Below are 20,954 nucleotides of genomic sequence, written 5' to 3'. Positions count from 1 at the left end.
CCCCGTCGATTGGTCTTAGTTCAGCGTTTCTTCGTTGGCGATTTTCGCCTGAGTTGCTGCCAGCTCGGGGTCAGCAACGAGGCCGTAAGCGGCCAGCGGGCCGGACGGGCCGGCGATTTCGTCAACCATGAAGAATTGAGCGTATTCCTTCAGGCCCGGGATCACGCCGATATGTGCCTTCTTGATGTAGAAGTAGAGCGGGCGGGAAACCGGATAGTCACCAGCGGCAATGCTCTCGGTCGTCGGCATCACGCCGTTCATCGTAGCGACCTTCAGCTTATCGGTGTTGTTCTCGTAGAATGCGAGGCCAAACACGCCGATGCCGTTCGGGTTCGCGTCGATGCGAGCGAGCGTCTCGGTGTAGTCACCGTCGATGTCCACGGAGCGGCCATCGTCAGCCACGTTCATGCAGGCTTCTTCAGCTGCATCTTCGTCACCGCCATTGATTTCGAGGATCGCATCCCATGCGCCGGTGTCTTCACAGCCCTGAAGCAGAACTTTTTCTTCAAAGACTTCGCGGGTGCCGTGCTTGGTGCCCGGGATGAACGCGATGATTTCTTCAGCAGGCAGATCGCCGTTCACATCGGCCCAAGTGGTGTTCGGGTTGGCAACCATTGCACCGCCAACCGGCAGCTCAGAGGCCAGCGCCTGATAGATGTCGGCAGGGGTGAAGGCGTCATAGGCAGGGCCGTTCAACTGGCTTGCGAACACGATGCCGTCATAGCCGATACGGACTTCGATGATGTCGGTCACGCCGTTCTCGGCACAAGCAACGATTTCTTTTTCGCGGATGCCGCGGGAAGCGTTTGCAACGTCGATGGTGTTTTCGCCAACGCCTTCACAGAAGCGGGCCAGACCAGCGGAGGAACCACCGGATTCAACAACCGGCGTCGGGAAATCGGTGTTCTCGCCGAACAGCTCGGCTACGATCGATGCGTAGGGCAGCACGGTCGAAGAACCGGCAACCTGCACGTTGTCACGAGCAGCAGCAGCGGTGGCGGATACGGCAGCAATTGCGAGCGCCGAAGCAGACAGTTTAAAGGTGGACATAGTCACTCCTGTTTTCCAACATCCGGCCCCCACATGGGCGACCGTTAGGGCGACGCCTAAGCCCGCTCAGTGACCCTTATGTAAAACTTATGTAACAGTTTTATGAAAAAGCGTCATATTCCAAAAAATCTACCGTCAAAAGAAAAGACCCGCGCAAACTAGCACGGGCCTTTATTTTCAACGCCTTACCGGCAAGGTCAGCGCGATCACCGCAGCAAAACACCGCTCTCGCTGTCAAAAAAGCTCAGGCTCTCTGTCACAAACCGTACCGGAATCGGCTCGGCACGCGACTCGTCCATCCGCCCCGGAACGCGCGCCGTTACCGGCTTTCCGTTCAGTTCGAATCCCACATAGCACTCCGCGCCGGTGTTCTCGATCAATGTCGGCGTCACCGAAAACGGCGATTCTGGATCAATAACGATATGCTCCGGCCGCAATCCCACGATCACTTCCGCCGGATTACCCGGAACCGACACCTGAAGCGGCGTACCGTCCAGCATCACACCCGCATCAGTGACCTGTGCAGGGATCAGGTTCATCGGCGGCGAACCCATGAAATCGGCAACAAACGTATTGGCCGGCGCTTCATAAATCTCCTGCGGCGTGCCGATCTGCTGCACATAACCGTCTTTCAGCACCACGATCCTGCTCGCCAGCGTCATCGCTTCGATCTGGTCGTGGGTCACATAAACAATGGAGGCACCCGTGGTCCGATGCAGTTTCTTGATCTCGGCGCGCATCTCCACCCGCAACTTGGCATCAAGGTTCGAAAGCGGCTCATCAAAGAGGTAGAGCTTCGGCTCCCGCACCAGCGCCCGCCCCATCGCCACCCGCTGCCGCTGCCCACCAGAAAGCTGGCTCGGCTGGCGGTTCAAAAGCTGCTCGATCTGGAGCATCTTCGCGACTTCATCGACCTTTGCCTTGGCCTGTTCCTTAGGCACGCGGCGGATCTTCATGCCAAAGCCGATGTTTTCGGCCACTGTCATCGTTGGGTAGAGCGCATAGGACTGGAACACCATCGCGATGTCACGGTCCTTCGGTGGCTCCTCGGTCACATCCCGCCCGCCGATGAACAGCCGCCCGCCGGTCGTTTCTTCCAGCCCCGCAATGCAGTTCAGCAGCGTGGATTTCCCGCAACCCGACGGCCCGACCAGCACAAGGAACTCGCCCTCCGCCATCTGCACGTCGATATCGTGGAGAACATCCACCTCGCCGTAGCTCTTGCGCAATGTCTTGATCTCCAAAGCCAGCCCGCTTTGGTTTGCCGTGTCTAGCGCCATGGATCTTTTCCTCCCTTTGGTACGGGGCCGGTTGAATTGCGGACGATCAGTTCCGCCCGAATGAGCGTCTGCAATCCGCGCCCCTCCGCCCCGTCAATGTGATCTATCAAGTGGTTTGCCAGCGGCACGCAGGCATCGCGCAGCGGCGAGCGTGTGACGGTCAACGTCGGGTCGAACTCCACCGCGCGGAACGAAGGAAGCGCATCATCATGCGCAATGATCGACAGGTCCGCAGGCACGCTCAGCCCCAAATCGTTTGCCGCCTTCAAAACGCCCGCAGCGATCATCGTCGATGCGCAAACAAACGCCGTTGGCCGCGCCCCGCTGCGCCCCGAAAGCATCTCCAGTGCCTTGGTATAGCCAAAGCTCTCGCTCGGGGTTTCCTCCCCGATAAACGCCTCCGGCACATTAATGCCAGCATCCGAGATCGCCTCCCGAAAGCCGCGTTCGCGGTCCTGCGCAAAGGCGAAATCCCGCACACCATTCAAAAGTGCGATGCGCCGATGGCCCAAAGCCGCCAAGAGCTGCACCGCATCACGGCTCACCGCCTTATTGTCGATGCCATAAAACGGATAGGCCACATCATCCGCTGTCTGCCCATGCACCACAAACGGCACACCCCGCTTCTGCAAAAAAGCCACCCGCGGGTCATCGACCATCGGCGCATTCAGGATAAACCCGTCCAGAATGCCGCGCTCGAGCATCTTCTCATAGGCCAGCACAGGGTTGTCACCCTGATCCACGGAAAGAACCAAATCCACATCCCGCTCCGCCAAAGCGGCCGTCAATCCGGTGAGGATTTCGAGGAATGTACGATCGGCAAGGTTATCCGCATTCAGCTTGGCAATCATGCCCACCATGTTGGACTTGCCCGTCACCAGCCTCTGCGCCGTGCGGTTCGGCCGGTATCCCAGCCGCATAGCGGTCGCCTCGACCTTGGCGCGGGTCTTGGCATTGACCTCGGGAAAACCGTTCAGCGCCCTGCTGACGGTGGCAACCGAGAGCCCCAACTCCGAGCTTATGTCCTTAAGCTTCGCCATTCCAAACTTTCAAAACGTTTCAAAATTGCACAGTAATGATTCGCCACCATCAAAGCAATAAAAACCATTTTATCGCTAAAAATGGGCAAATACACAAATTTAAATCGTTTTGAAAAATTATCGAAGTTTGTTACGTTCCCGCCGAATCGCTCGCAAATGGTGGGCGGGTTTCGATTCTGTTACGGGGAGTTTTCAAATGCGGGAATGGTGGCGCGACGCGGTGATCTATCAGATCTACCCACGCTCTTTTCAGGACGATACCGGCAACGGCACCGGCGATCTGAAAGGGATTACCCGCCGCCTTGATCACGTCGCCTCCCTTGGCGTCGATGCGATCTGGCTCTCGCCCTTCTTCACCTCGCCCGACCGCGACATGGGCTATGACGTCTCTGACTATACGAATGTCAGCGAACTCTACGGCGATCTGGCCGATTTCGATGCCCTCGTCGCCCGCGCCCACGCGCTGGGGCTTAAGGTCATCATCGACCAGGTGCTCAGCCACACCTCCGACCAGCACCCTTGGTTCACCGAAAGCCGCGCCAGCCGCACAAATGAAAAAGCCGACTGGTATGTCTGGGCCGATCCGCAGCAGGACGGCACCCCGCCCAACAACTGGCTCTCGATCTTCGGTGGCTCCGCGTGGCAGTTCGATACCCGCCGCAAGCAATATTACATGCACAACTTCCTGACCGAGCAGCCGGATCTCAACTTCCATAACACCGAAGTTGTCGATGCGCTCCTCGATACAATGCGTTTCTGGCTAGAGCGCGGCGTCGACGGCTTCCGCCTCGATACGGTGAACTTCTACGTCCACGACAAAAAGCTGCGCAACAACCCGCCCAGCGAATGGACCGCCTTCCCCAACAACCCCTACGAGGCGCAAGACCAGATCTATTCCAAGACCCAGCCGGAAAACCTCGATGTTCTGCGCCGGATGCGTGCGCTGACCGATCAATATGCCGCCCGCATGATGGTTGGCGAAGTGGGCGAGATGGGCAACCGTCAGGTCGAGGTGATGGGCGAATACACCGAAGGCGATGACAAGCTGCACATGGCTTATTCCTTCGCCATGCTCAGCCACGACCACACCGCCCGTCACTTCCGCAACTGCATCGAAACCTTCCAGAAACGCGCGCCCGATGGCTGGCCCAGCTGGTCTTTCTCCAACCATGACGTGCAGCGCCACGTCACCCGCTGGACCCCAGAAGGCGGCGATAGCGACGCCGTCGCGAAACAATCCATCGCCCTTCTCACCAGCTTCCCCGGAACGCTCGGCATCTTCCAAGGCGAGGAGCTTGGTCAAACCGAGACAGATATCCTCTTTGAAGAGCTGCAAGACACCGCCAACATCGACTTCTGGCCCGAATACAAAGGCCGCGATGGCTGCCGCACGCCGATGGTCTGGAACGCCGTCGCGCCAAATGCGGGCTTCTCCACCGGCACGCCTTGGCTGCCGGTGAAGCCCGAACAAGCCGCCCGCGCCGTCTCCGCGCAGGAAGGTAAGAACGATAGCGTCCTTGCCACCTACCGCAGCGCGATTGCCTTCCGCAAAGCCCGCGAAGAGCTGCGCCTCGGCACCACCAGCTTCCACGATCTGCCCGAGCCGCTCCTCGGCATCCGCCGCAGTCACGCAGGCCGCGCGCTGACGGGCCTTTTCAATTTATCGGATACCCCGCAGGTGCTCGATATTTCCGGCACGGCGACCCTCGCCGGTCCGGCACAAGCAAGCATGTCGAACGGACAGATTTCACTGCCCGCCTTCGGCTTTGCATACCTCGAAGAAGACGGGACGCTGTCCCTCGCGAAAGAGGATGAAACCGTCGACGCCTAAGCATCAGCACGGCGCGGCAAAATGGTTACTCAGGGAGGAATACCTATGACCAAACTCACCAAGAAACTGGGCCTCGCAGCCCTTCTGATGTCCACCGCGGCACCCGCATTCGCCCTCGAAGAGGGCAAGCTGGTGATCTGGATGGGTGGCGACAAGGGCCACGAAAACCTTCAGGTCGTCGCAGATCAGTTCACCGCCGATCTCGGCATCGAAGTCTCTGTCGAAGTCGCAGACCCGCTGACCGACAAGTTCCAGCAGGCAGCCGCCACCGGCGACGGCCCCGACATCGTTCTCTGGGCGCATGACCGCTTTGGCGAATGGGCCGCCGGCGGCCTGATCAGCCCCGTCACCCCCAGCGCTGACTTCCAGTCCGGCATCCTCGATTCCGCTTGGGACGCTGTGAAAGCTGGCGGCGATATCTGGGGCTATCCGGTGTCGGTTGAGGCCATCGGCCTCGTCTACAACAAAGACATCATCGCCACCCCGCCTGCCACGTTCGAAGAGCTGGCATCGCTGGAAACCCCCGAAGGCGTCGCACCGATCCTGTGGGACTACAACAACACCTACTTCACCATGCCGATGCTGATGGCCAACGGCGGCTACGCCTTCCAAAAGGTCGACGGCTCCTATGACGGCTCCGACACCGGCGTGAACAACGATGGCGCAATCAAAGGCGCCGAAGTGCTGAAGTCCCTCTTCGACGATGGCGTTCTGCCTCCGGGCGTTGACTACGGTGTCATGGACGGCGCAATGGCCAACGGCGAAGTCGCAATGGTCATCAACGGCCCGTGGAGCTGGGGCGGCTACGAAGGCGCTGGCATCAACGTGGGCGTCGCCCCGATCCCGACCGTTGACGGCTCTGTTTCTCCTGCATTCCTCGGCGTCTACTCCGCCGCCATCAACGCCGCATCCCCGAACAAGGATCTGGCCGTTGAACTGCTGGAAAACTACGTCCTTACCGACGAAGGCCTCGCGCAGTGGAACGCCGCAGGTTCGCTCGGCGCACTGGCTGACATCTCCGCCGGTTCCGCACAGGACGACCCGAAAGTCGCAGCGACCCTCGAAAACGCAGCCGTCGGTATCCCGATGCCATCGAACCCTGAAATGGGCGCGTTCTGGTCCGCTATGGGTCCGGCTTTGACCAACATCACCACCGGCGCACAGGCTCCGGCTGATGCTCTGAACGACGCCGCAGCGCGTATCTTGGGCGAGTAATCCTCCCCATACGGACGGGGCGCGCTTATGCGCCCCGTCCGATCCTTTCCCCAAGTCGAAGTTCGAGGCCGCCCATGTCGGAACTCAGCCAAGCCCTTCCGCCCGCATCCCGCCCACTGGGCCTGATCGCAGGCAAGGCGCTCGTCGCCCTTTGCACCCTGACGCTCATCTACGTCGCCTACACCGTCTACATGGTGGGCCAGCCGCTTTTCGGCCTGTTGGTGATGATCGTGGCGCTGGTGTTTTTCTTTGTGTTTGGGCTGCGGCGCTTCTACTTCGCACGCTTCATCTTCCCCGGCATCGCCACGATGGTCCTCTTCGTGGTCTTTCCGATCCTCTACACGATCTACCTCGGCTTCACGAATTACGGCTCGTTCAACTTGCTGACCTTCCAGCGCGCGCAAGAGGTCATCCTACAAGCCGAAGTCGTCGATAAATCAGCCGCCGTCCCCTTTGCCGTCGCGCCCGAGGGCGATGCCTACCGCGTCTATCTCGGCGATGATGCGGGCGGCTTCCTTTCCGCACCGCTGGCGCTTGATGGCACCCCCGCGAGCGTCGATGCAGAGCCGGTCAGCACGTCACCCGCCGAGCTGCTCGAACGCCGCGCCGCCATCGCGCTGCGCACAGGTCTGGCCGAGGTCGAGCTAATCCTCCCTGACGGCACCAGCCTGCGCAACGCAGGCCTGCGTGAATTCGCCCCGATCACTCCGAAATTCGAGCTGCTCGACGGCGACACGCTCCGCAATGTCGAAACGGGCGCTTTGCTCACACCCGACCACGAAATCGGCTTCTACGTCGATGAAACAGGCGAGGAAATCGCCCCCGGCTGGCGCACCAATATCGGCACCGGCAACTTCGAGCGTATCCTCACATCCGAAGGCATTCGCGGCCCGATGGGCGCGATCTTCCTCTGGACGGTGGTTTTCGCCGTGGCTTCCGTCGCGCTCACTTTCGCTATCGGCCTGATCCTCGCCAGTATCCTGCAATGGGAGCACCTGCGCTTCAAAGCCGCTTACCGGATCCTGCTGATCCTGCCTTACGCGGTGCCTGCCTTCATCTCGATCCTCGTGTTCAAAGGCCTGTTCAATCAGAATTTTGGCGAGATCAACCTGATCTTGGAGGCCCTCTTTGGCATCCGCCCCGACTGGATGACCAACGGCACACTGGCCCGCTCCATGCTGCTGATCGTCAACACATGGCTGGGCTATCCTTACATGATGCTCCTCGCGATGGGCTTCCTGCAATCCATCCCGCAGGAGCAGAAAAAGGCCGCCTACCTCGAAGGCGCGGGCATGATCCGCGTGTTTTTCACGATCACGCTCCCGCAGATCATCCCGCCGTTCCTGCCGCTGCTGCTGGCCTCGTTTGCGTTCAACTTCAACAATATCGTGCTGGTGCTGCTGCTGACCCGTGGCGGGCCGGACATCCCCGGCACCATCATTCCGGCAGGCAAAACCGATATCCTCGGCTCTTTCACCTACCGCATCGCCTTCATGGACTCCGGCACCCAGTTCGGGCTGGCGGGGGCGATCACACTGCTGATCTTCGTCCTCGTGTCGATCATCGCCTATGCCAATTTCGTGGCCATGCGCCGCGCCGCACGAAAGGCCTGACCCATGATTGTCGAAAACAAGCGCGAACTTTTGGTCAAGAAAATCGCCGCCCACGGCTTCATGCTGATCTTTCTGGCGCTGGTGATGTTCCCCTTCCTCGTGGTGATCTCGATCTCCTTCCGCGAAGGCAACTTCACCACCGGCGACCTGATCCCCCGCAATCCCACTCTCGAACACTGGTATCTGGCCTTCGGGCTTGAATACACGCGCGACGATGGCACCGTCGTCCCGCCGCCCTATCCGGTGCTGTTGTGGATGTGGAACTCGATCAAGGTCGCCCTGATCGCCGCCGCCGGCGTGCTGGCTGTTTCCACGATCTCGGCCTATGCCTTCAGCCGCATCCGCTTCATTGGCCGCGCCGCACTTTTGGATTCGCTCTTCATCATCCAGATGTTCCCAACCACGCTGGCCCTGATCGCGCTCTATGCGGTGTTCGACTCGATGGGCGACATCTCCCCCGTCATCGGCATCGACAGCCACTGGTCGCTAGTACTGGTCTATCTCTCCGGCGTGATGATGCACATCTGGACGATCAAGGGCTATTTCGACTCCATCGACTCCGCGCTCGACAAAGCCGCCGCCGTCGATGGCGCCAGCCCGTGGCAGACCTTCCGCATGATCTTCCTACCGCTCGCCGTGCCGATCATGTCGGTCGTGTTCGTGCTGGTGTTCATCGGGGTGATCAACGACTACCCGTTGGCCTCGATCCTTCTGCGGTCAGAGGAAAACCTCACCCTCGCCGTTGGCTCCCGCCTGTATCTGAACGAGTTCAAATACCTCTGGGGTGATTTCGCCGCCGCCGCGATCCTGTCCGGCCTGCCGATCACCGTGGTATTCCTCATCGCGCAGAAATATCTGGTCTCCGGCCTGTCAGACGGCGCGGTGAAGGGGTAATCCACTGTCCTTTGCCAGATGCGCGGAGCCAAGGCCGCAGGCCGCCGCGCATCGCCGGCGCACGCCGTCCCTGCACGGCACACGCCCGCTTCCCTTCCCCGCCGCACCGCACTAGCGTCACCGCATGACGCTGAAACTCGATCACCTGCGCGCCTTCGTGACCGTTGCCGACCTCGGCAGCTTCCGCCGTGCCGCCGAACGGCTCAATACCACGCAGCCAAATATCTCGGCCCGCATTGCCCAGCTTGAAAAGCTCCTCGGCACATCCCTGATGACCCGCGACGCAGGCTCCGTGCGGCTCACCTCGCGCGGGCAATCCCTTCTGCCCCATGCCCGCGCTGTGCTCGCCAGCACGGATGATTTCCTCTCTGCCGCAGGCGGTCGCCGCCTCTTTCACGGGGCGCTCCGCCTCGGTGTCAGCGAGCTTGTCGCCCATACATGGCTTCCCGCCTTTCTGCGCACGATGAAAGACCGCTTCCCCAATATCGACGTCGAGCTGACCGTTGATCTAAGCGCCAATATCACCCGCGCCCTCGCCGCCCGCGATATTGACCTCGCGTTCCAAAGCGCCCCGTTCGATCAGCCCGCGCGCATCTCCGCCTCCTTGGGCCGCTCACCCTATGTCTGGGTCGCCGCCCCCACGCTGGCCCTTCCCGCGCCAAAGCTCGATGCCGCGACACTCGACGCCGCGCCAATCCTCACCCACCCGCGCGGCACTGCCCCGCATGACCAACTTGCCCGTCATTTCGCCACCGCCCGCCTTCCCGCGCGCCTCGTTCCAGCGACCAACAATGCCGTCTGCTTGCAAATGACCCTCGATAGGCTGGGCATCGCCTGCCTGCCCCGCGCCATGCTGGATGCCCCGCTTGCACAGGGCAATCTGATCATCCTCAGCGCCGATTGGCACCCCGACCCGCTCACCTTCGCTGCCCGCTACGACCTCGATCCCGCGCCGCCCTATGTGCTGGAGGCGGTCGCCATTGCGCAGGATCTCTCGCCACCTGACGATAACAAATCGTGATTCTATATATCAAAATAAAAGATTTTTCCTGATCTTCCCTCCCGTCTAGACTGCGCCCGAACACGCTTTCCTGACGAGGCCCCATGCCCAATTCCGCGATCCGCGCCGGTGTCGATATCGGCGGCACATTCACCGATGTCGTTCTCGAAACGCCGCAAGGCCGGCATTCTACCAAGGTGCTCACCACCTACACCGCGCCCGAGGATGCCATCCTCGAAGGCCTCGCCCGCGTCTGCCAGCAATCCGGCACCGCGATGGAGGAGATCGGTCAGGTCATCCACGGCACAACCCTCGCCACCAACGCCCTGATCGAACGGCGCGGCGCGCGCACCGCCTTCATCACCACCGAAGGCTTCCGCGACGTGATCGAAATGCGCACCGAAAGCCGGTTCGAGCAATATGACCTCAACCTGCGCCTCCCCGATCCGCTGATCCCCCGCAATGATCGCCTCACCCTCTCCGAGCGCGTCGATGCCACCGGCACCGTCCTGCGCCCGTTGGATCGTGCGGATGTCGAGGCTCTGGTCGATACGCTGGGCAATTACGATTCCGTCGCCTTGGGTTTCCTGCACAGCTACCTCAACCCCGCGCATGAGCGCCTCGTGCGCGATGTGATCGCCGCCCGCCAGCCGCATCTCTCGGTGTCGCTCTCCTCCGATGTCTCACCCCAAATGCGCGAATACGAGCGCTTCAACACCACCTGCGCCAATGCCTACGTGAAGCCGATGATGGCCGCCTACCTGTCGCGCCTGCGCGATAGGCTGGCGGCGGCTGGCGCGGATTGCCCCGTGTTCCTGATGCATTCCGGCGGCGGTATCATGTCGCTTGAGGATGCTGCCCAATACCCCGTCCGCCTTGTCGAGAGCGGCCCTGCCGGTGGCGCGATCTTCGCCGCTGACATCGCCCGCCTTTACGGGCTGGATCGGGTGCTCAGCTTCGATATGGGCGGCACCACCGCCAAAATCTGCCTGATCCGCGCAGGCCAGCCCAAAACTGCCCGCGTGTTCGAGGTCGCCCGCTCCTACCGCTTCAAGAAAGGCTCCGGCATGCCGATCTCCATTCCGGTGATCGACATGGTCGAAATCGGCGCCGGCGGCGGCAGCCTCGCCTCCGTCAACGCGCTGGGCCAAATTCAGGTCGGCCCCGAAAGCGCCGGTTCCGAACCCGGCCCTGCCTGCTACGGGCGCGGCGGTGATCGCCCCGCCGTAACCGATGCGGACCTCCTCCTTGGCCGCCTCGATCCCGATAATTTTGCCGATGGCACGATCCCCCTGCACCCCGATGCCTCTGCCACCGCGCTTGAGACGCACCTCGCACAGCACACCGGCACCGATGCCGCCACCGCAGCCTTTGGCCTGTCGGAAGTGGTCGATGAAAACATGGCCAACGCCGCCCGCGTTCATGCGGTCGAAAACGGCGAAGATCTCGCAGGTTACACGATGATCGCCTTCGGCGGCGCCGCGCCGCTTCATGCGGGCAGACTCTGCGAAAAACTCGCCATCGACCGGCTGATCGTCCCGCCCGGCGCGGGTGTCGGCTCCGCCATCGGCTTCCTGCGCGCGCCTTATGCGTTCGAGGCCACGCGCTCTGTCTACATGCGGCTCGATGCGTTTGACGAGGCCGCCGCCGCCACCCTCCTGACCGAACTGGCTGGTGAGGCCGAAACCTTCGTCCGCGCCTGCGACGCCACCGCGCCCATCCATGCCGAAACCAAGCTCTACATGCGCTACAAAGGCCAAGGCTGGGAAATCCCCGTGCCTCTGCCCCACGGCTCCGCGCCCAGCGCCACAACGCTGCTCGCGCTATTCGAGGAGGCCTATACCACCCTCTTTGGCCGCACCGTCACGGGCCTGCCGGTCGAGGTCACGGTCTGGGCCGTCAACGCCGCAACCCCCGTCGATCCACCCGCCACAACGCCCGCCCCCGCCGCCAGCACCTCTGCCGCGATCACCCGCGACCGCAGGCTGTTTTCGCCGGTGGATCAGGCGATGGTCACAGCACCCGAGGTTGCCCGCGCCGCACTCACCGATGGCGCAGAAGTCACCGGCCCCGCCGTCATCACCGAGGCAGAGACAACAATCATCATCCCCGCAGGCTTCAACGCGACGGGCCGCAGCGACGGCTGCATCGACATCCGCAAAGGAGCGCCCGCATGACCGCCCATTCCGTCACCCACCAGATCATGTGGAACCGCCTGATTTCCGTGGTCGAGGAACAGGCCCAAGCGCTTGTCCGCACCGCCTTTTCCACCTCCGTGCGCGAGGCAGGCGATCTCTCCGCCGGGGTCTACGATATCGAAGGTCGGATGCTCGCCCAAGCTGTCACCGGCACCCCGGGCCACGTCAATGCGATGGCCGAGGCAGTCGCCCATTTCATGCGCGAGATCGGCACCGATACGATGGCCGAAGGCGATGTCTACATCACCAACGATCCTTGGATGGGAACCGGCCACCTGCATGACATCACCGTCGTATCGCCCGCCTTCCATCAGGGGCGGCATGTGGGCTATTTCGGCTGCACTGCCCATGTGGTCGATATTGGCGGGCGCGGCTTTGGTGCGGATGCCAATTCGATCTACGAGGAAGGCCTGCAAATCCCGATCATGCGCTTTGCCGATCGCGGCACGGTTGACCAAACCCTCCTGCGGATGATCCGCGTCAACACCCGCGAGCCGGACCAGCTCATCGGCGATCTCTACGCCCTGGCTGCGTGCAACGAAATCGGCCAGCGCCGCCTGTCGGAAATGCTCGCCGAATACGCCACGCCGGACCTCTCTGAAATCAGCGCCTACATCCTATCGGCTTCTGAAAAGGCGACCCTCGAACGCATCGCCGCCCTGCCCACAGGCAGCGCCTGCGCCACCATGCAGATCGACGGCTATTCGATGCCTGTCACGCTGGCTTGCGCGGTGACGGTGCATCCCGATCACATCGCCTGCGATTTCACCGGCACCTCCGCGCCGGACCCGAAAGGCATCAACGTGCCGATGGTCTATACCCGCGCCTATGCCTGCTACGCACTGAAATGCGCCATTGCGCCGGATATTCCCAATAACGCCGCCTCCCTAGCGCCCTTCCGCATCACAGCGCCTGAAGATACCATCGTCAACGCCGTGCGCCCCGCCCCGGTAGCGCTCCGCCATGTGATCGGCCACCTGATCCCCGATACGGTGTTCGGCGCGCTGGATCAGCTCCTCCCCGCCACCGTTCCGGCCGAGGGCGCAGGCGCGCTCTGCAATTTCCAAATGTCGATCCGCCCCACCACAGCGGAAGGCAGCCGCGCCGAGGTGCTGACCTTCAATTCCGGCGGCTCCGGCGCGCGCCCCGCGCTCGACGGGCTGAATGCCACCGCCTTCCCCTCGGGCGTGATGACCATGCCGGTCGAGGCGACCGAGCATGCTGGCCCCGTCATCATCTGGCGCAAGGAACTACGCCCTGATAGCGGCGGCGCGGGCGAAAGCCGCGGCGGCCTCGGGCAATATATGGAGGTCGGCACCCGCCCCGGCCATGCGTTCGATTTCTCGGCCATGTTCGACCGCGTCGATCACCCCGCACGCGGGCGGCACGGCGGGCAAGAGGGCGGCGCAACCTCGGTGCGCCTCTCCGATGGCACCGCGCTCGGTGGCAAGGGTCGCACCCGCGTCCCCGAAGGCGCGACCGTACAACTCGCCTTCCCCGGCGGCGGCGGCTACGGCGACCCCCGCAACCGCGATCCACAAGCCATAGCCCGCGACCTGCGGCTGGGCTATATCTCCGAAGACACCGCCCGCGACACCTACGGGCTGAGCGACGCACAAATCAGGGATGCCCTTGCATGAGCTATGATGTGGTGATTATCGGCGGCGGCATGATCGGTGCCTCCTGCGCTTGGTGGCTTGCCCGCGACCCGGATTTCAAGGGAAAAGTGCTCGTGATCGAGCGCGACCCGACCTATGAATTCGCCTCCACCTCGCACACCAATTCCAGCATCCGCCAGCAATTCGGCAGCGAGATTAACATCCGCATTAGCCAGTTCGGCGCGGAATTCATCCATAACTTCAAAGAGTTCATGGGCGTGCCCGACGCCCCCGAAATCACCCTGCAAAGCTTCGGCTACCTCTACCTCGCCGATACCCCCGCCTTTGCCGAAACACTCCGCGCCAGCGCCGCCCTCCAGCAATCGCTCGGCGCAGGCACCCGCATTCTGACACCGGACGAAATCGCCGCCCAGTGGCCGTTCTATAACCTCGACGGCATCATCCTCGGCTCCCACAATCCGGTGAACGAGGGCTATTTCGACGGAGGCACCATCTTCGACTGGTTCCGCCGCCAGTCCCGCGCGCTGGGCGTCGAATGGCGCACAGGCGAGGTGACAGGCATCAGCCGCGAAGGGGGCCGCGTCACTGGCGTCACCCTTGCCGATGGCGGCAGCATCGCGTGCGGCACGCTGGTCAATGCCTCCGGCCCCCGCGCCGCGCTGACCGCCCGCATGGCGGGGCTTGATCTTCCCGTTGAGCCGCGCCGCCGCTTCACCTTCGTGTTCGATGCCGCCGAGCCGCTGCCAGCGGATCTGCCCCTCACCATCGACCCCTCCGGCGTGCATATGCGCAGCGACGGGCGCTATTACCTCTGCGGCTGCCCGCCTGATCTCGACCCCGCGGTCGATTTCACCGATTTCACGATGGATCATGAAATCTGGGAGGACAAAGTCTGGCCCGCCATCGCCACCCGCGTACCCGCCTTCGAGCGGGTCAAGGTGATCAACCACTGGGTCGGCCATTACGCCTTCAACACGCTCGACCAGAACGCCATCGTCGGCCCGCACCCTGATCTGCCGAACTTCCTGTTCTGCAACGGGTTTTCCGGCCACGGCCTGCAACAATCGCCCGCAATGGGGCGCGGTATCGCCGAGCTTGTGACCCACGGCGGCTACCGCAGCCTTGACCTTTCGCCACTCGGCGTCGAGCGTATCATCGAAAACCGCCCGCTCCTCGAACGGGCCGTCATCTAAAGGAATTTCCATGCTGTCCAAGATCGTTCTCACCGGCGCCCGTGGCAATCTCGGCCACGAGCTGCGCGCGCCGCTCTCCGCCATGTGCCGCGAGCTTGTCACCACCGACATCCGCGAAGCCCCCGAAGACCTCCTGCCGAACGAAACCTATGTCACCGCCGATCTCGCCCAGATGGAGCAGATCGCGCCACTTCTGGAGGGCGCAGAAATCGTCGTCCACTTCGGCGCTATCGTTGACGAAAAGCCTTTTGAGGAGCTGCTCGGCCCCAACTACATCGGCGCGTACAACATCTGGGAAGCCGCCCACCGCCACGGCGTCCGCCGCGTGGTCTATGCCTCCTCGATCCACGCCGTCGGCATGGCCGAGGTCAACAGCGGTGCCGATACCGATACCCAGCACCGCCCCGATACCTTCTACGGCCTCGCCAAATGCTTCGCCGAGGATCTGGGCCGCATGTACTGGGAAAAGCGCGGTCTGGAGGCCGTCTGCCTGCGTATCCTCTCCTGCACGCCGGAGCCGCAGAACGTCCGCGCCCTGCAAACATGGCTCAGCTACCGCGACATGGTTCAACTCGTCCAACGCGCGATCGACACGCCCACCACCGGCTTCGCCGTGGCCTATGGCGTATCCGCCAACACCCGCGCGCCGGTGTCCAATCACAAGGTCGGCTTTTTGGGCTACAAACCCCAAGACAACGCCGAGGACTGGGCCGAAGCCCTCTTCGCCAAAGCCAGCACACCCGACCCGCAAGACCTCGGCCTCACCCGCGTCGGCGGCCCCTTCGCCAGCATTCCGCTGGGCGAAAGCGGCATCGCCGCGATTCAGGCAATGTCAAAAGGGAAGGGTTAAACCCCTCCCGCCGCGGCGCGGATGGCTCGGATATTCGCACCGTAGACCTCTGGTTTCTCGACCGAGCCGCCTTTGAAAACGGCTGATCCCGCCACCAGCACATCCGCGCCAGCCTCGGCCAGCAGCGGCGCGGTGGTCGGATCCACACCGCCGTCGATCTCGATATGCACCGGCCGGTCGCCGATCATTTCGCGCAGGCGGCGCACCTTGCCCGTCATGTCGATGAACTTCTGCCCGCCAAAACCGGGGTTCACCGTCATCACGCAGATCAGGTCGGTCATGTCCAGCAGATGCTCCACCGCCTCGGCCGGCGTTCCGGGGTTCAGCGCGACGCCGGCCTTCGCCCCTGTCGCGCGGATCGCCTGCAACGTCCGGTGAATATGCGCGCCCGCCTCCACATGCGCGGTGATGATATCCGCACCCGCATTGGCAAAAGCCTCGATATATGGGTCCACCGGCGCGATCATCAGATGCACGTCCATCACCGTTTTCACATGCTTGCGGAAGGCGGCAACCGCAGGCGGGCCGAATGTCAGGTTCGGCACGAAATGCCCATCCATCACATCCACATGCACCCAATCCGCGCCCTGCGCTTCAATCGCTTGGATCTCCTGCCCGAAATTCGCGAAATCCGCCGATAGAATCGACGGCGCGATCTTGATGGTCCGGTCAAATGCCATTGCTGCCCCCTCGGTAAGCGTTCGCGGCTCTCTTAGCCCGAATTATCGGCAAGGTCACGCCTGCACATCCCCCTGCGGCAATTCGGGCCAAGACAGCATTTCTCAGTGTGCTATTTTGATCCCATGCAAACAAAACACTTATTTTTTAAAGATATTCTCAAAGACGGCGCCGTCGCGCACCTCACCCGCGCGGTTTTGGACAGCTCCCGCCCGCAAGCGCTGCACGATCACGATTTCTACGAGCTTCTCTGGGTACAGAACGGCAAGGTTCGCCATCACACCACCTCCGGCCGCACTGACCTGACCGAAGGCGATCTGATCTTTGTCCGCCCCGGGCAAGCGCATGGCCTGCAAGGGCGCGGCGAGGCGGCGATGGTCGTCTCGCTGACCCTGCATCCGGCTATCATCATGCCCCTTGCCGAGCGTTACGCGGGCTTCAAAGGGCATTTCTTCTGGGCAGACCGCTCCGAACCGGATCACGCCCACCGCGACATGCGCAGCCTTGCCGCCCTCAACCACGCTGCCCTGCGGCTCGAACAAGCCCGCCCCGACGCGCTGGAGGTGGACGCCCTGCTGCTGCCACTTCTCGCAGCGCTGCGCGAGGAACGCCCCCGCGCCGATGACCCGACCCCCGACTGGCTCCTGCAAGCCTGTTCCGCTACCCGCCGCCCCGATGTGTTCCGGCAGGGCGCGGCAGGCCTCGTCGCGCAAACCGGCCGCGCGCACGCCCATGTCAGCCGATCACTGCGCCGCTATCTGGGGCAAACCCCGTCAGAATTCGTCAATGACATCCGCATGGCCTACGCCGCCCGCAGGCTTGCAGGAACAGAAGACACACTGGCCGAAATCGCCAGCGATTGCGGCATCCCCAACCTCAGCCATTTTCACAAACAATTCCGCGCCAGCCACGGCGTCACCCCGCACCGCTACCGCAAGCAGCACCAGCGCGAAGTCGTCCAGCCCTAACCACGAAAAAACCGCGAACCCCCAGGGAGGAAAGGGTTCGCGGTTCATGGATCGTCGGCGCGACTCACGCGCTTAACCCCATTCTAGATTTTATTTGACCATCCGGTCAAACCTTGTCATCGCTCCATTTGCATGCCACGCTTCGCGCAGCGAAACGGAGACCCCCGTGACCCAGACAGACACCGCCCAATCGGCCGCGCTTTCCACCACGAAAGACAGCCTTCCCCAGCTGCACGCGCCCCGCAATCCGGGGATGCCGCTGGACATGGACCTGATCCAATCGATTCAGGCCAACACCTCCGCCATCGAACGCCGCGCCGCGACCCTACCCGGCCGCCGCAGCGTCAAGAAAGAGTATCAAGCCGCATGGCTCTGCCGCGCGATCTCCTGCATCGACCTCACGACCCTCTCGGGTGACGATACCGAAGGCCGCGTCCACCGCCTCTGCGCCAAGGCCCGCCAGCCCGTAGCCCCTGCTTTGCTGGAGGCGCTTGGCCTGCCCGATCTCACCGTCGGCGCGGTCTGCGTCTATCACGATATGATCCCCGCAGCCGTCACGGCGCTGGAAGGGTCCAACCTGCCCGTCGCCGCTGTTTCCACCGGCTTTCCGGCGGGCCTCTCGCCCTATCACCTCCGGCTACAAGAAATCCGCGAAAGCGTCGCCGCCGGTGCCCGCGAGATCGACATCGTGATCTCCCGCCGCCATGTGCTCACCGGCAACTGGCAGGCGCTCTACGATGAAATGGCCGAAATGCGCGCAGCCTGCGGCGATGCCCATGTCAAAGCGATCCTTGCAACTGGCGAGCTGGGCACCCTGCGCAACGTCGCGCGGGCCTCTTTCGTCTGCATGATGGCGGGTACCGACTTCATCAAAACCTCTACCGGCAAGGAGCCGGTCAACGCCACGCTTCCTGTCTCGCTGACCATGATCCGCGCCATCCGCGACTATCACGAGATGACCGGCATCCGCGTCGGCTACAAACCGGCAGGCGGCATTTCCAAGGCCAAGGACGCACTCACCTACCTCGCCCTCATCAAGGATGAACTGGGCGACCGCTGGCTGCGCCCCGATCTCTTCCGTTTCGGGGCATCCTCGCTCCTCAACGATATCGAACGCCAACTCGAACACCACGTCACCGGCGCCTATTCGGCTGGCTGGCGGCACGCAGCAGGGTAATCAGATGAGCACCGTCAAAGAGATTTTCGAAACGATGGATTACGGCCCCGCCCCCGAAAGCGCCGCCGAAGCCTTTGCGTGGCTCGTCGATCAGGGCGACCGCTTCGGCCATTTCATCGGCGGCAAATTCACAGAACCGGGGCAGACCTTCGAATCCCGCAACCCCGCCACGGGTGAAGTGCTCGCCCATGTGACGCAGGCATCGCAGGCCGATGTCGATGCCGCCGTCGCCGCCGCCCGCAAAGCACAAAAGAAATGGGCCAAAGACAGCCACGCCCGCGCCCGCGTGCTCTACGCAATTGCACGGCTCTTGCAAAAGCACAGCCGCCTCTTTGCTGTGCTCGAAACCCTCGATAACGGCAAACCGATCCGCGAAAGCCGCGATATCGACGTTCCCTTGGCCCAGCGCCATTTCTACTTCCACGCGGGCCTCGCCCAGCTGATGGATGACGAGATGCCCAACCGCACCGCGCTTGGCGTCTGCGGTCAGATCGTGCCGTGGAACTTCCCACTGCTGATGCTCGCATGGAAGATCGCCCCCGCGCTCGCGGCGGGCAACACGGTGGTGCTCAAACCCGCTGAATATACTACACTCACAGCGCTTCTCTTTGCCGATATCTGTCGTCAGGCCGGTGTCCCGCGCGGCGTGGTGAATATCGTCACCGGCGATGGCGCCGTGGGCGAGATGATCACCACCCATCCCGACATCGACAAAATCGCCTTCACCGGCTCCACCTCCGTTGGCCGCCGCATCCGCGAAGCCACCGCTGGCAGCGGCAAGGCGCTGACGCTCGAACTGGGTGGAAAATCCCCCTACATCGTCTTTGACGACGCCGATCTCGACAGCGCCATTGAGGGGCTTGTCGATGCGATCTGGTTCAATCAGGGGCAAGTCTGCTGCGCCGGTTCACGGCTCTTGGTGCAGGAGGGCGTCGCCGAACGCTTCCATGCCAAACTCAAGCGCCGCATGAATGGCCTGCGCATCGGCAACCCGCTCGACAAATGCATTGACGTGGGCGCCATCGTCGATCCCGTCCAGCACGCGCGGATCACCGAAATGGTGGCAAACCGTTCGGGGGGTGAACTGCACCAATGTCCCGCGCCCCTTCCGGCCGTGGGCTGCTTCTACCCGCCCACGCTAATCACCGGCCTCACCCCCGCCGATCCGCTGATGCAAGAGGAGATCTTCGGCCCCGTCCTCGTCTCCACCACCTTCCGCACGCCGGTTGAGGCGGTACAACTCGCCAACAACACCCGCTACGGCCTCGCCGCGACGGTCTGGACAGAGAACGTCAACCTCGCCCTCGACATCGCGCCGAAGCTTGCCGCTGGCGTCGTCTGGGTGAACGCGACCAATCTCTTCGATGCCGCCGCTGGCTTCGGCGGCGTGCGCGAAAGCGGCTTCGGGCGCGAAGGCGGCTGGGAAGGGCTTCTTGCCTACACCCGCCCTGCCAAACAGGGCAAGCCGCTCGCCTTGGTGAAGCCGCACATGGGCGAAGGCGGCCCCGCCGATCCGCTCGACCGCACCGCCAAACTCTATATCGGCGGCAAACAGGCCCGCCCCGACAGCGGCTACTCGCAGGCCATCTACAGCCCGCGCGGGGCGCTTCTGGGGCATGTGGGCCTCGCCAACCGCAAGGATATCCGCAACGCGGTAGAAGCGATGAACGGCGCCTCCGGCTGGGGAAAGACCACCGGCCACCTGCGCGCGCAAATCCTGTATTATGTGGCGGAAAACCTCTCCGCCCGCGCCGATGAATTCGTCAAGCGCCTCAACGCCATGACCGGCAACACCAAAGGCAAGCGCGAGGTCGATGCCGCGATCCGCCAGCTCTTCACTTGGGCCGCATGGGCCGACAAACACGACGGCCGCGCCAAGGGCGTGCCGATCCGTGGCGTGGCACTGGCGATGAACGAGCCCGCTGGCAAAATCGGCATCCTTTGCGCCGATGACGCGCCGCTCTTGGGCCTTGTCTCCGCCGTTGCCCCCGCCATCGCGCTGGGTAACCGCGTGACCGCCATCGCGTCAGAGCCGTTCCCCCTCGCCGCCACCGATTTCTATCAGGTGCTGGAAACCTCCGATGTCCCCGCCGGTGTGGTCAACATCCTCACCGGCCGCCATGCCGAACTCGCAGCACCACTCGCCGCGCATTTCGATGTCGATGCGGTGTGGAGCTTCTCCTCCTCGGATGTCTCGGCCCAGATCGAGGCCGCCAGCGCCGGCAACCTCAAGCGCACATGGGTCAATGATGGCCTGTCGCGCGACTGGTATGCAGGGGGCGACGGCGCCGAATGGCGCGCCGCCGCAACCGAGGTCAAGACGATCTGGATCCCCTACGGCGAATAGG

The 20,954-nt window shown here is 62.8% G+C and carries 16 protein-coding genes; 12 read left to right on the top strand and 4 right to left on the bottom strand.

Annotated elements, in window-relative coordinates:
- Nucleotides 1–15: 15 nt before the first annotated feature.
- The 3 genes from AB1E42_RS03750 to AB1E42_RS03740 all read right to left on the bottom strand — a co-directional run bounded on the left by AB1E42_RS03750 (nucleotide 16) and on the right by AB1E42_RS03740 (nucleotide 3,370).
- The gene (locus AB1E42_RS03750; RefSeq protein WP_368345664.1) at nucleotides 16–1,050 is read right to left on the bottom strand and encodes a PstS family phosphate ABC transporter substrate-binding protein; all 1,035 of its coding nucleotides are present in this window, start codon (nucleotides 1,048–1,050) and stop codon (nucleotides 16–18) included.
- 206 nt (nucleotides 1,051–1,256) lie between these two features.
- Complete coding sequence (locus tag AB1E42_RS03745) at nucleotides 1,257–2,330, bottom strand: ABC transporter ATP-binding protein (protein ID WP_368345663.1); 1,074 nt, start codon at nucleotides 2,328–2,330, stop codon at nucleotides 1,257–1,259.
- On the bottom strand, nucleotides 2,321–3,370 hold the full coding sequence (locus tag AB1E42_RS03740) for a substrate-binding domain-containing protein (RefSeq protein ID WP_368345662.1): 1,050 nt from the start codon (nucleotides 3,368–3,370) through the stop codon (nucleotides 2,321–2,323). Before AB1E42_RS03740 ends, AB1E42_RS03745 begins: the two co-directional genes overlap by 10 nt.
- 196 nt (nucleotides 3,371–3,566) lie before the next feature.
- Between AB1E42_RS03740 and AB1E42_RS03735 the strand changes: the two genes are divergently transcribed.
- The 9 genes from AB1E42_RS03735 (at nucleotide 3,567) to AB1E42_RS03695 (ending at nucleotide 15,783) form a co-directional block, all read left to right on the top strand.
- On the top strand, nucleotides 3,567–5,201 hold the full coding sequence (locus tag AB1E42_RS03735) for an alpha-amylase family glycosyl hydrolase (protein WP_368345661.1): 1,635 nt from the start codon (nucleotides 3,567–3,569) through the stop codon (nucleotides 5,199–5,201).
- A 45-nt stretch (nucleotides 5,202–5,246) separates the two neighbouring features.
- Nucleotides 5,247–6,416 carry a maltose/maltodextrin ABC transporter substrate-binding protein MalE gene (malE, locus tag AB1E42_RS03730; RefSeq protein WP_368345660.1) on the top strand — a complete coding sequence of 390 codons (1,170 nt, stop codon included), beginning with the start codon at nucleotides 5,247–5,249 and terminating at the stop codon, nucleotides 6,414–6,416.
- A 74-nt stretch (nucleotides 6,417–6,490) separates the two neighbouring features.
- Nucleotides 6,491–8,029: a maltose ABC transporter permease MalF gene (gene malF / locus AB1E42_RS03725; protein WP_368345659.1), complete on the top strand. Its 1,539-nt coding sequence runs from the start codon at nucleotides 6,491–6,493 to the stop codon at nucleotides 8,027–8,029.
- Between the two features lie 3 nt (nucleotides 8,030–8,032).
- The gene (malG, locus tag AB1E42_RS03720) at nucleotides 8,033–8,923 is read left to right on the top strand and encodes a maltose ABC transporter permease MalG (protein ID WP_368345658.1); all 891 of its coding nucleotides are present in this window, start codon (nucleotides 8,033–8,035) and stop codon (nucleotides 8,921–8,923) included.
- 124 nt (nucleotides 8,924–9,047) lie between these two features.
- Nucleotides 9,048–9,944 (top strand): LysR family transcriptional regulator, encoded by an 897-nt coding sequence (locus AB1E42_RS03715; RefSeq protein WP_368345657.1) that lies wholly within the window; start codon nucleotides 9,048–9,050, stop codon nucleotides 9,942–9,944.
- 83 nt (nucleotides 9,945–10,027) lie between these two features.
- Nucleotides 10,028–12,100, top strand: coding sequence for a hydantoinase/oxoprolinase family protein (locus tag AB1E42_RS03710; protein ID WP_368345656.1), 2,073 nt, complete (start codon nucleotides 10,028–10,030; stop codon nucleotides 12,098–12,100).
- Complete coding sequence (locus AB1E42_RS03705) at nucleotides 12,097–13,761, top strand: hydantoinase B/oxoprolinase family protein (RefSeq protein WP_368345655.1); 1,665 nt, start codon at nucleotides 12,097–12,099, stop codon at nucleotides 13,759–13,761. Before AB1E42_RS03710 ends, AB1E42_RS03705 begins: the two co-directional genes overlap by 4 nt.
- Nucleotides 13,758–14,933: an NAD(P)/FAD-dependent oxidoreductase gene (locus AB1E42_RS03700; RefSeq protein WP_368345654.1), complete on the top strand. Its 1,176-nt coding sequence runs from the start codon at nucleotides 13,758–13,760 to the stop codon at nucleotides 14,931–14,933. The genes AB1E42_RS03705 and AB1E42_RS03700 overlap by 4 nt, the downstream gene beginning before the upstream one ends.
- 10 nt (nucleotides 14,934–14,943) lie before the next feature.
- Nucleotides 14,944–15,783, top strand: a complete 840-nt coding sequence (locus AB1E42_RS03695; RefSeq protein ID WP_368345653.1) for an NAD-dependent epimerase/dehydratase family protein — start codon at nucleotides 14,944–14,946, stop codon at nucleotides 15,781–15,783.
- Here the strand turns inward: AB1E42_RS03695 and rpe are convergent.
- Complete coding sequence (rpe, locus tag AB1E42_RS03690; protein WP_368345652.1) at nucleotides 15,780–16,463, bottom strand: ribulose-phosphate 3-epimerase; 684 nt, start codon at nucleotides 16,461–16,463, stop codon at nucleotides 15,780–15,782. The genes AB1E42_RS03695 and rpe overlap by 4 nt on opposite strands.
- 123 nt (nucleotides 16,464–16,586) lie before the next feature.
- Here rpe and AB1E42_RS03685 point away from each other — a divergent pair, with 123 nt between their 5' ends.
- The 3 genes from AB1E42_RS03685 to AB1E42_RS03675 all read left to right on the top strand — a co-directional run bounded on the left by AB1E42_RS03685 (nucleotide 16,587) and on the right by AB1E42_RS03675 (nucleotide 20,953).
- A complete protein-coding gene (locus tag AB1E42_RS03685; RefSeq protein ID WP_368345651.1) occupies nucleotides 16,587–17,429 on the top strand; it encodes a helix-turn-helix domain-containing protein in 843 nt (280 codons plus the stop codon).
- A 253-nt stretch (nucleotides 17,430–17,682) separates the two neighbouring features.
- Nucleotides 17,683–18,606: a deoxyribose-phosphate aldolase gene (gene deoC / locus AB1E42_RS03680; protein WP_368346359.1), complete on the top strand. Its 924-nt coding sequence runs from the start codon at nucleotides 17,683–17,685 to the stop codon at nucleotides 18,604–18,606.
- Nucleotides 18,607–18,610: 4 nt separating this feature from the next.
- Nucleotides 18,611–20,953, top strand: a complete 2,343-nt coding sequence (locus AB1E42_RS03675; protein ID WP_368345650.1) for an aldehyde dehydrogenase family protein — start codon at nucleotides 18,611–18,613, stop codon at nucleotides 20,951–20,953.
- The last annotated feature ends 1 nt before the right edge of the window (nucleotide 20,954 follow it).

The organism is Pelagovum sp. HNIBRBA483, assembly GCF_040931995.1.
Taxonomy (GTDB): Bacteria; Pseudomonadota; Alphaproteobacteria; order Rhodobacterales; family Rhodobacteraceae; genus JAEPMR01.
This window is presented reverse-complemented; position numbering and strand designations above follow the sequence as displayed.

Bases quoted from the DNA above. Each gene is read 5' to 3' on its own strand.
- AB1E42_RS03745 (WP_368345663.1), bottom strand. From the start codon at position 2,330: ATGGCGCTAGACACGGCAAACCAAAGCGGGCTGGCTTTGGAGATCAAG.
- AB1E42_RS03735 (WP_368345661.1), top strand. From the start codon at position 3,567: ATGCGGGAATGGTGGCGCGACGCGGTGATCTATCAGATCTACCCACGC.
- AB1E42_RS03705 (WP_368345655.1), top strand. From the start codon at position 12,097: ATGACCGCCCATTCCGTCACCCACCAGATCATGTGGAACCGCCTGATT.
- malE (WP_368345660.1), top strand. From the start codon at position 5,247: ATGACCAAACTCACCAAGAAACTGGGCCTCGCAGCCCTTCTGATGTCC.
- AB1E42_RS03710 (WP_368345656.1), top strand. From the start codon at position 10,028: ATGCCCAATTCCGCGATCCGCGCCGGTGTCGATATCGGCGGCACATTC.
- AB1E42_RS03695 (WP_368345653.1), top strand. From the start codon at position 14,944: ATGCTGTCCAAGATCGTTCTCACCGGCGCCCGTGGCAATCTCGGCCAC.
- AB1E42_RS03740 (WP_368345662.1), bottom strand. From the start codon at position 3,370: ATGGCGAAGCTTAAGGACATAAGCTCGGAGTTGGGGCTCTCGGTTGCC.
- rpe (WP_368345652.1), bottom strand. From the start codon at position 16,463: ATGGCATTTGACCGGACCATCAAGATCGCGCCGTCGATTCTATCGGCG.
- AB1E42_RS03675 (WP_368345650.1), top strand. From the start codon at position 18,611: ATGAGCACCGTCAAAGAGATTTTCGAAACGATGGATTACGGCCCCGCC.
- AB1E42_RS03715 (WP_368345657.1), top strand. From the start codon at position 9,048: ATGACGCTGAAACTCGATCACCTGCGCGCCTTCGTGACCGTTGCCGAC.
- AB1E42_RS03700 (WP_368345654.1), top strand. From the start codon at position 13,758: ATGAGCTATGATGTGGTGATTATCGGCGGCGGCATGATCGGTGCCTCC.
- deoC (WP_368346359.1), top strand. From the start codon at position 17,683: ATGCCGCTGGACATGGACCTGATCCAATCGATTCAGGCCAACACCTCC.
- AB1E42_RS03685 (WP_368345651.1), top strand. From the start codon at position 16,587: ATGCAAACAAAACACTTATTTTTTAAAGATATTCTCAAAGACGGCGCC.
- AB1E42_RS03750 (WP_368345664.1), bottom strand. From the start codon at position 1,050: ATGTCCACCTTTAAACTGTCTGCTTCGGCGCTCGCAATTGCTGCCGTA.
- malF (WP_368345659.1), top strand. From the start codon at position 6,491: ATGTCGGAACTCAGCCAAGCCCTTCCGCCCGCATCCCGCCCACTGGGC.
- malG (WP_368345658.1), top strand. From the start codon at position 8,033: ATGATTGTCGAAAACAAGCGCGAACTTTTGGTCAAGAAAATCGCCGCC.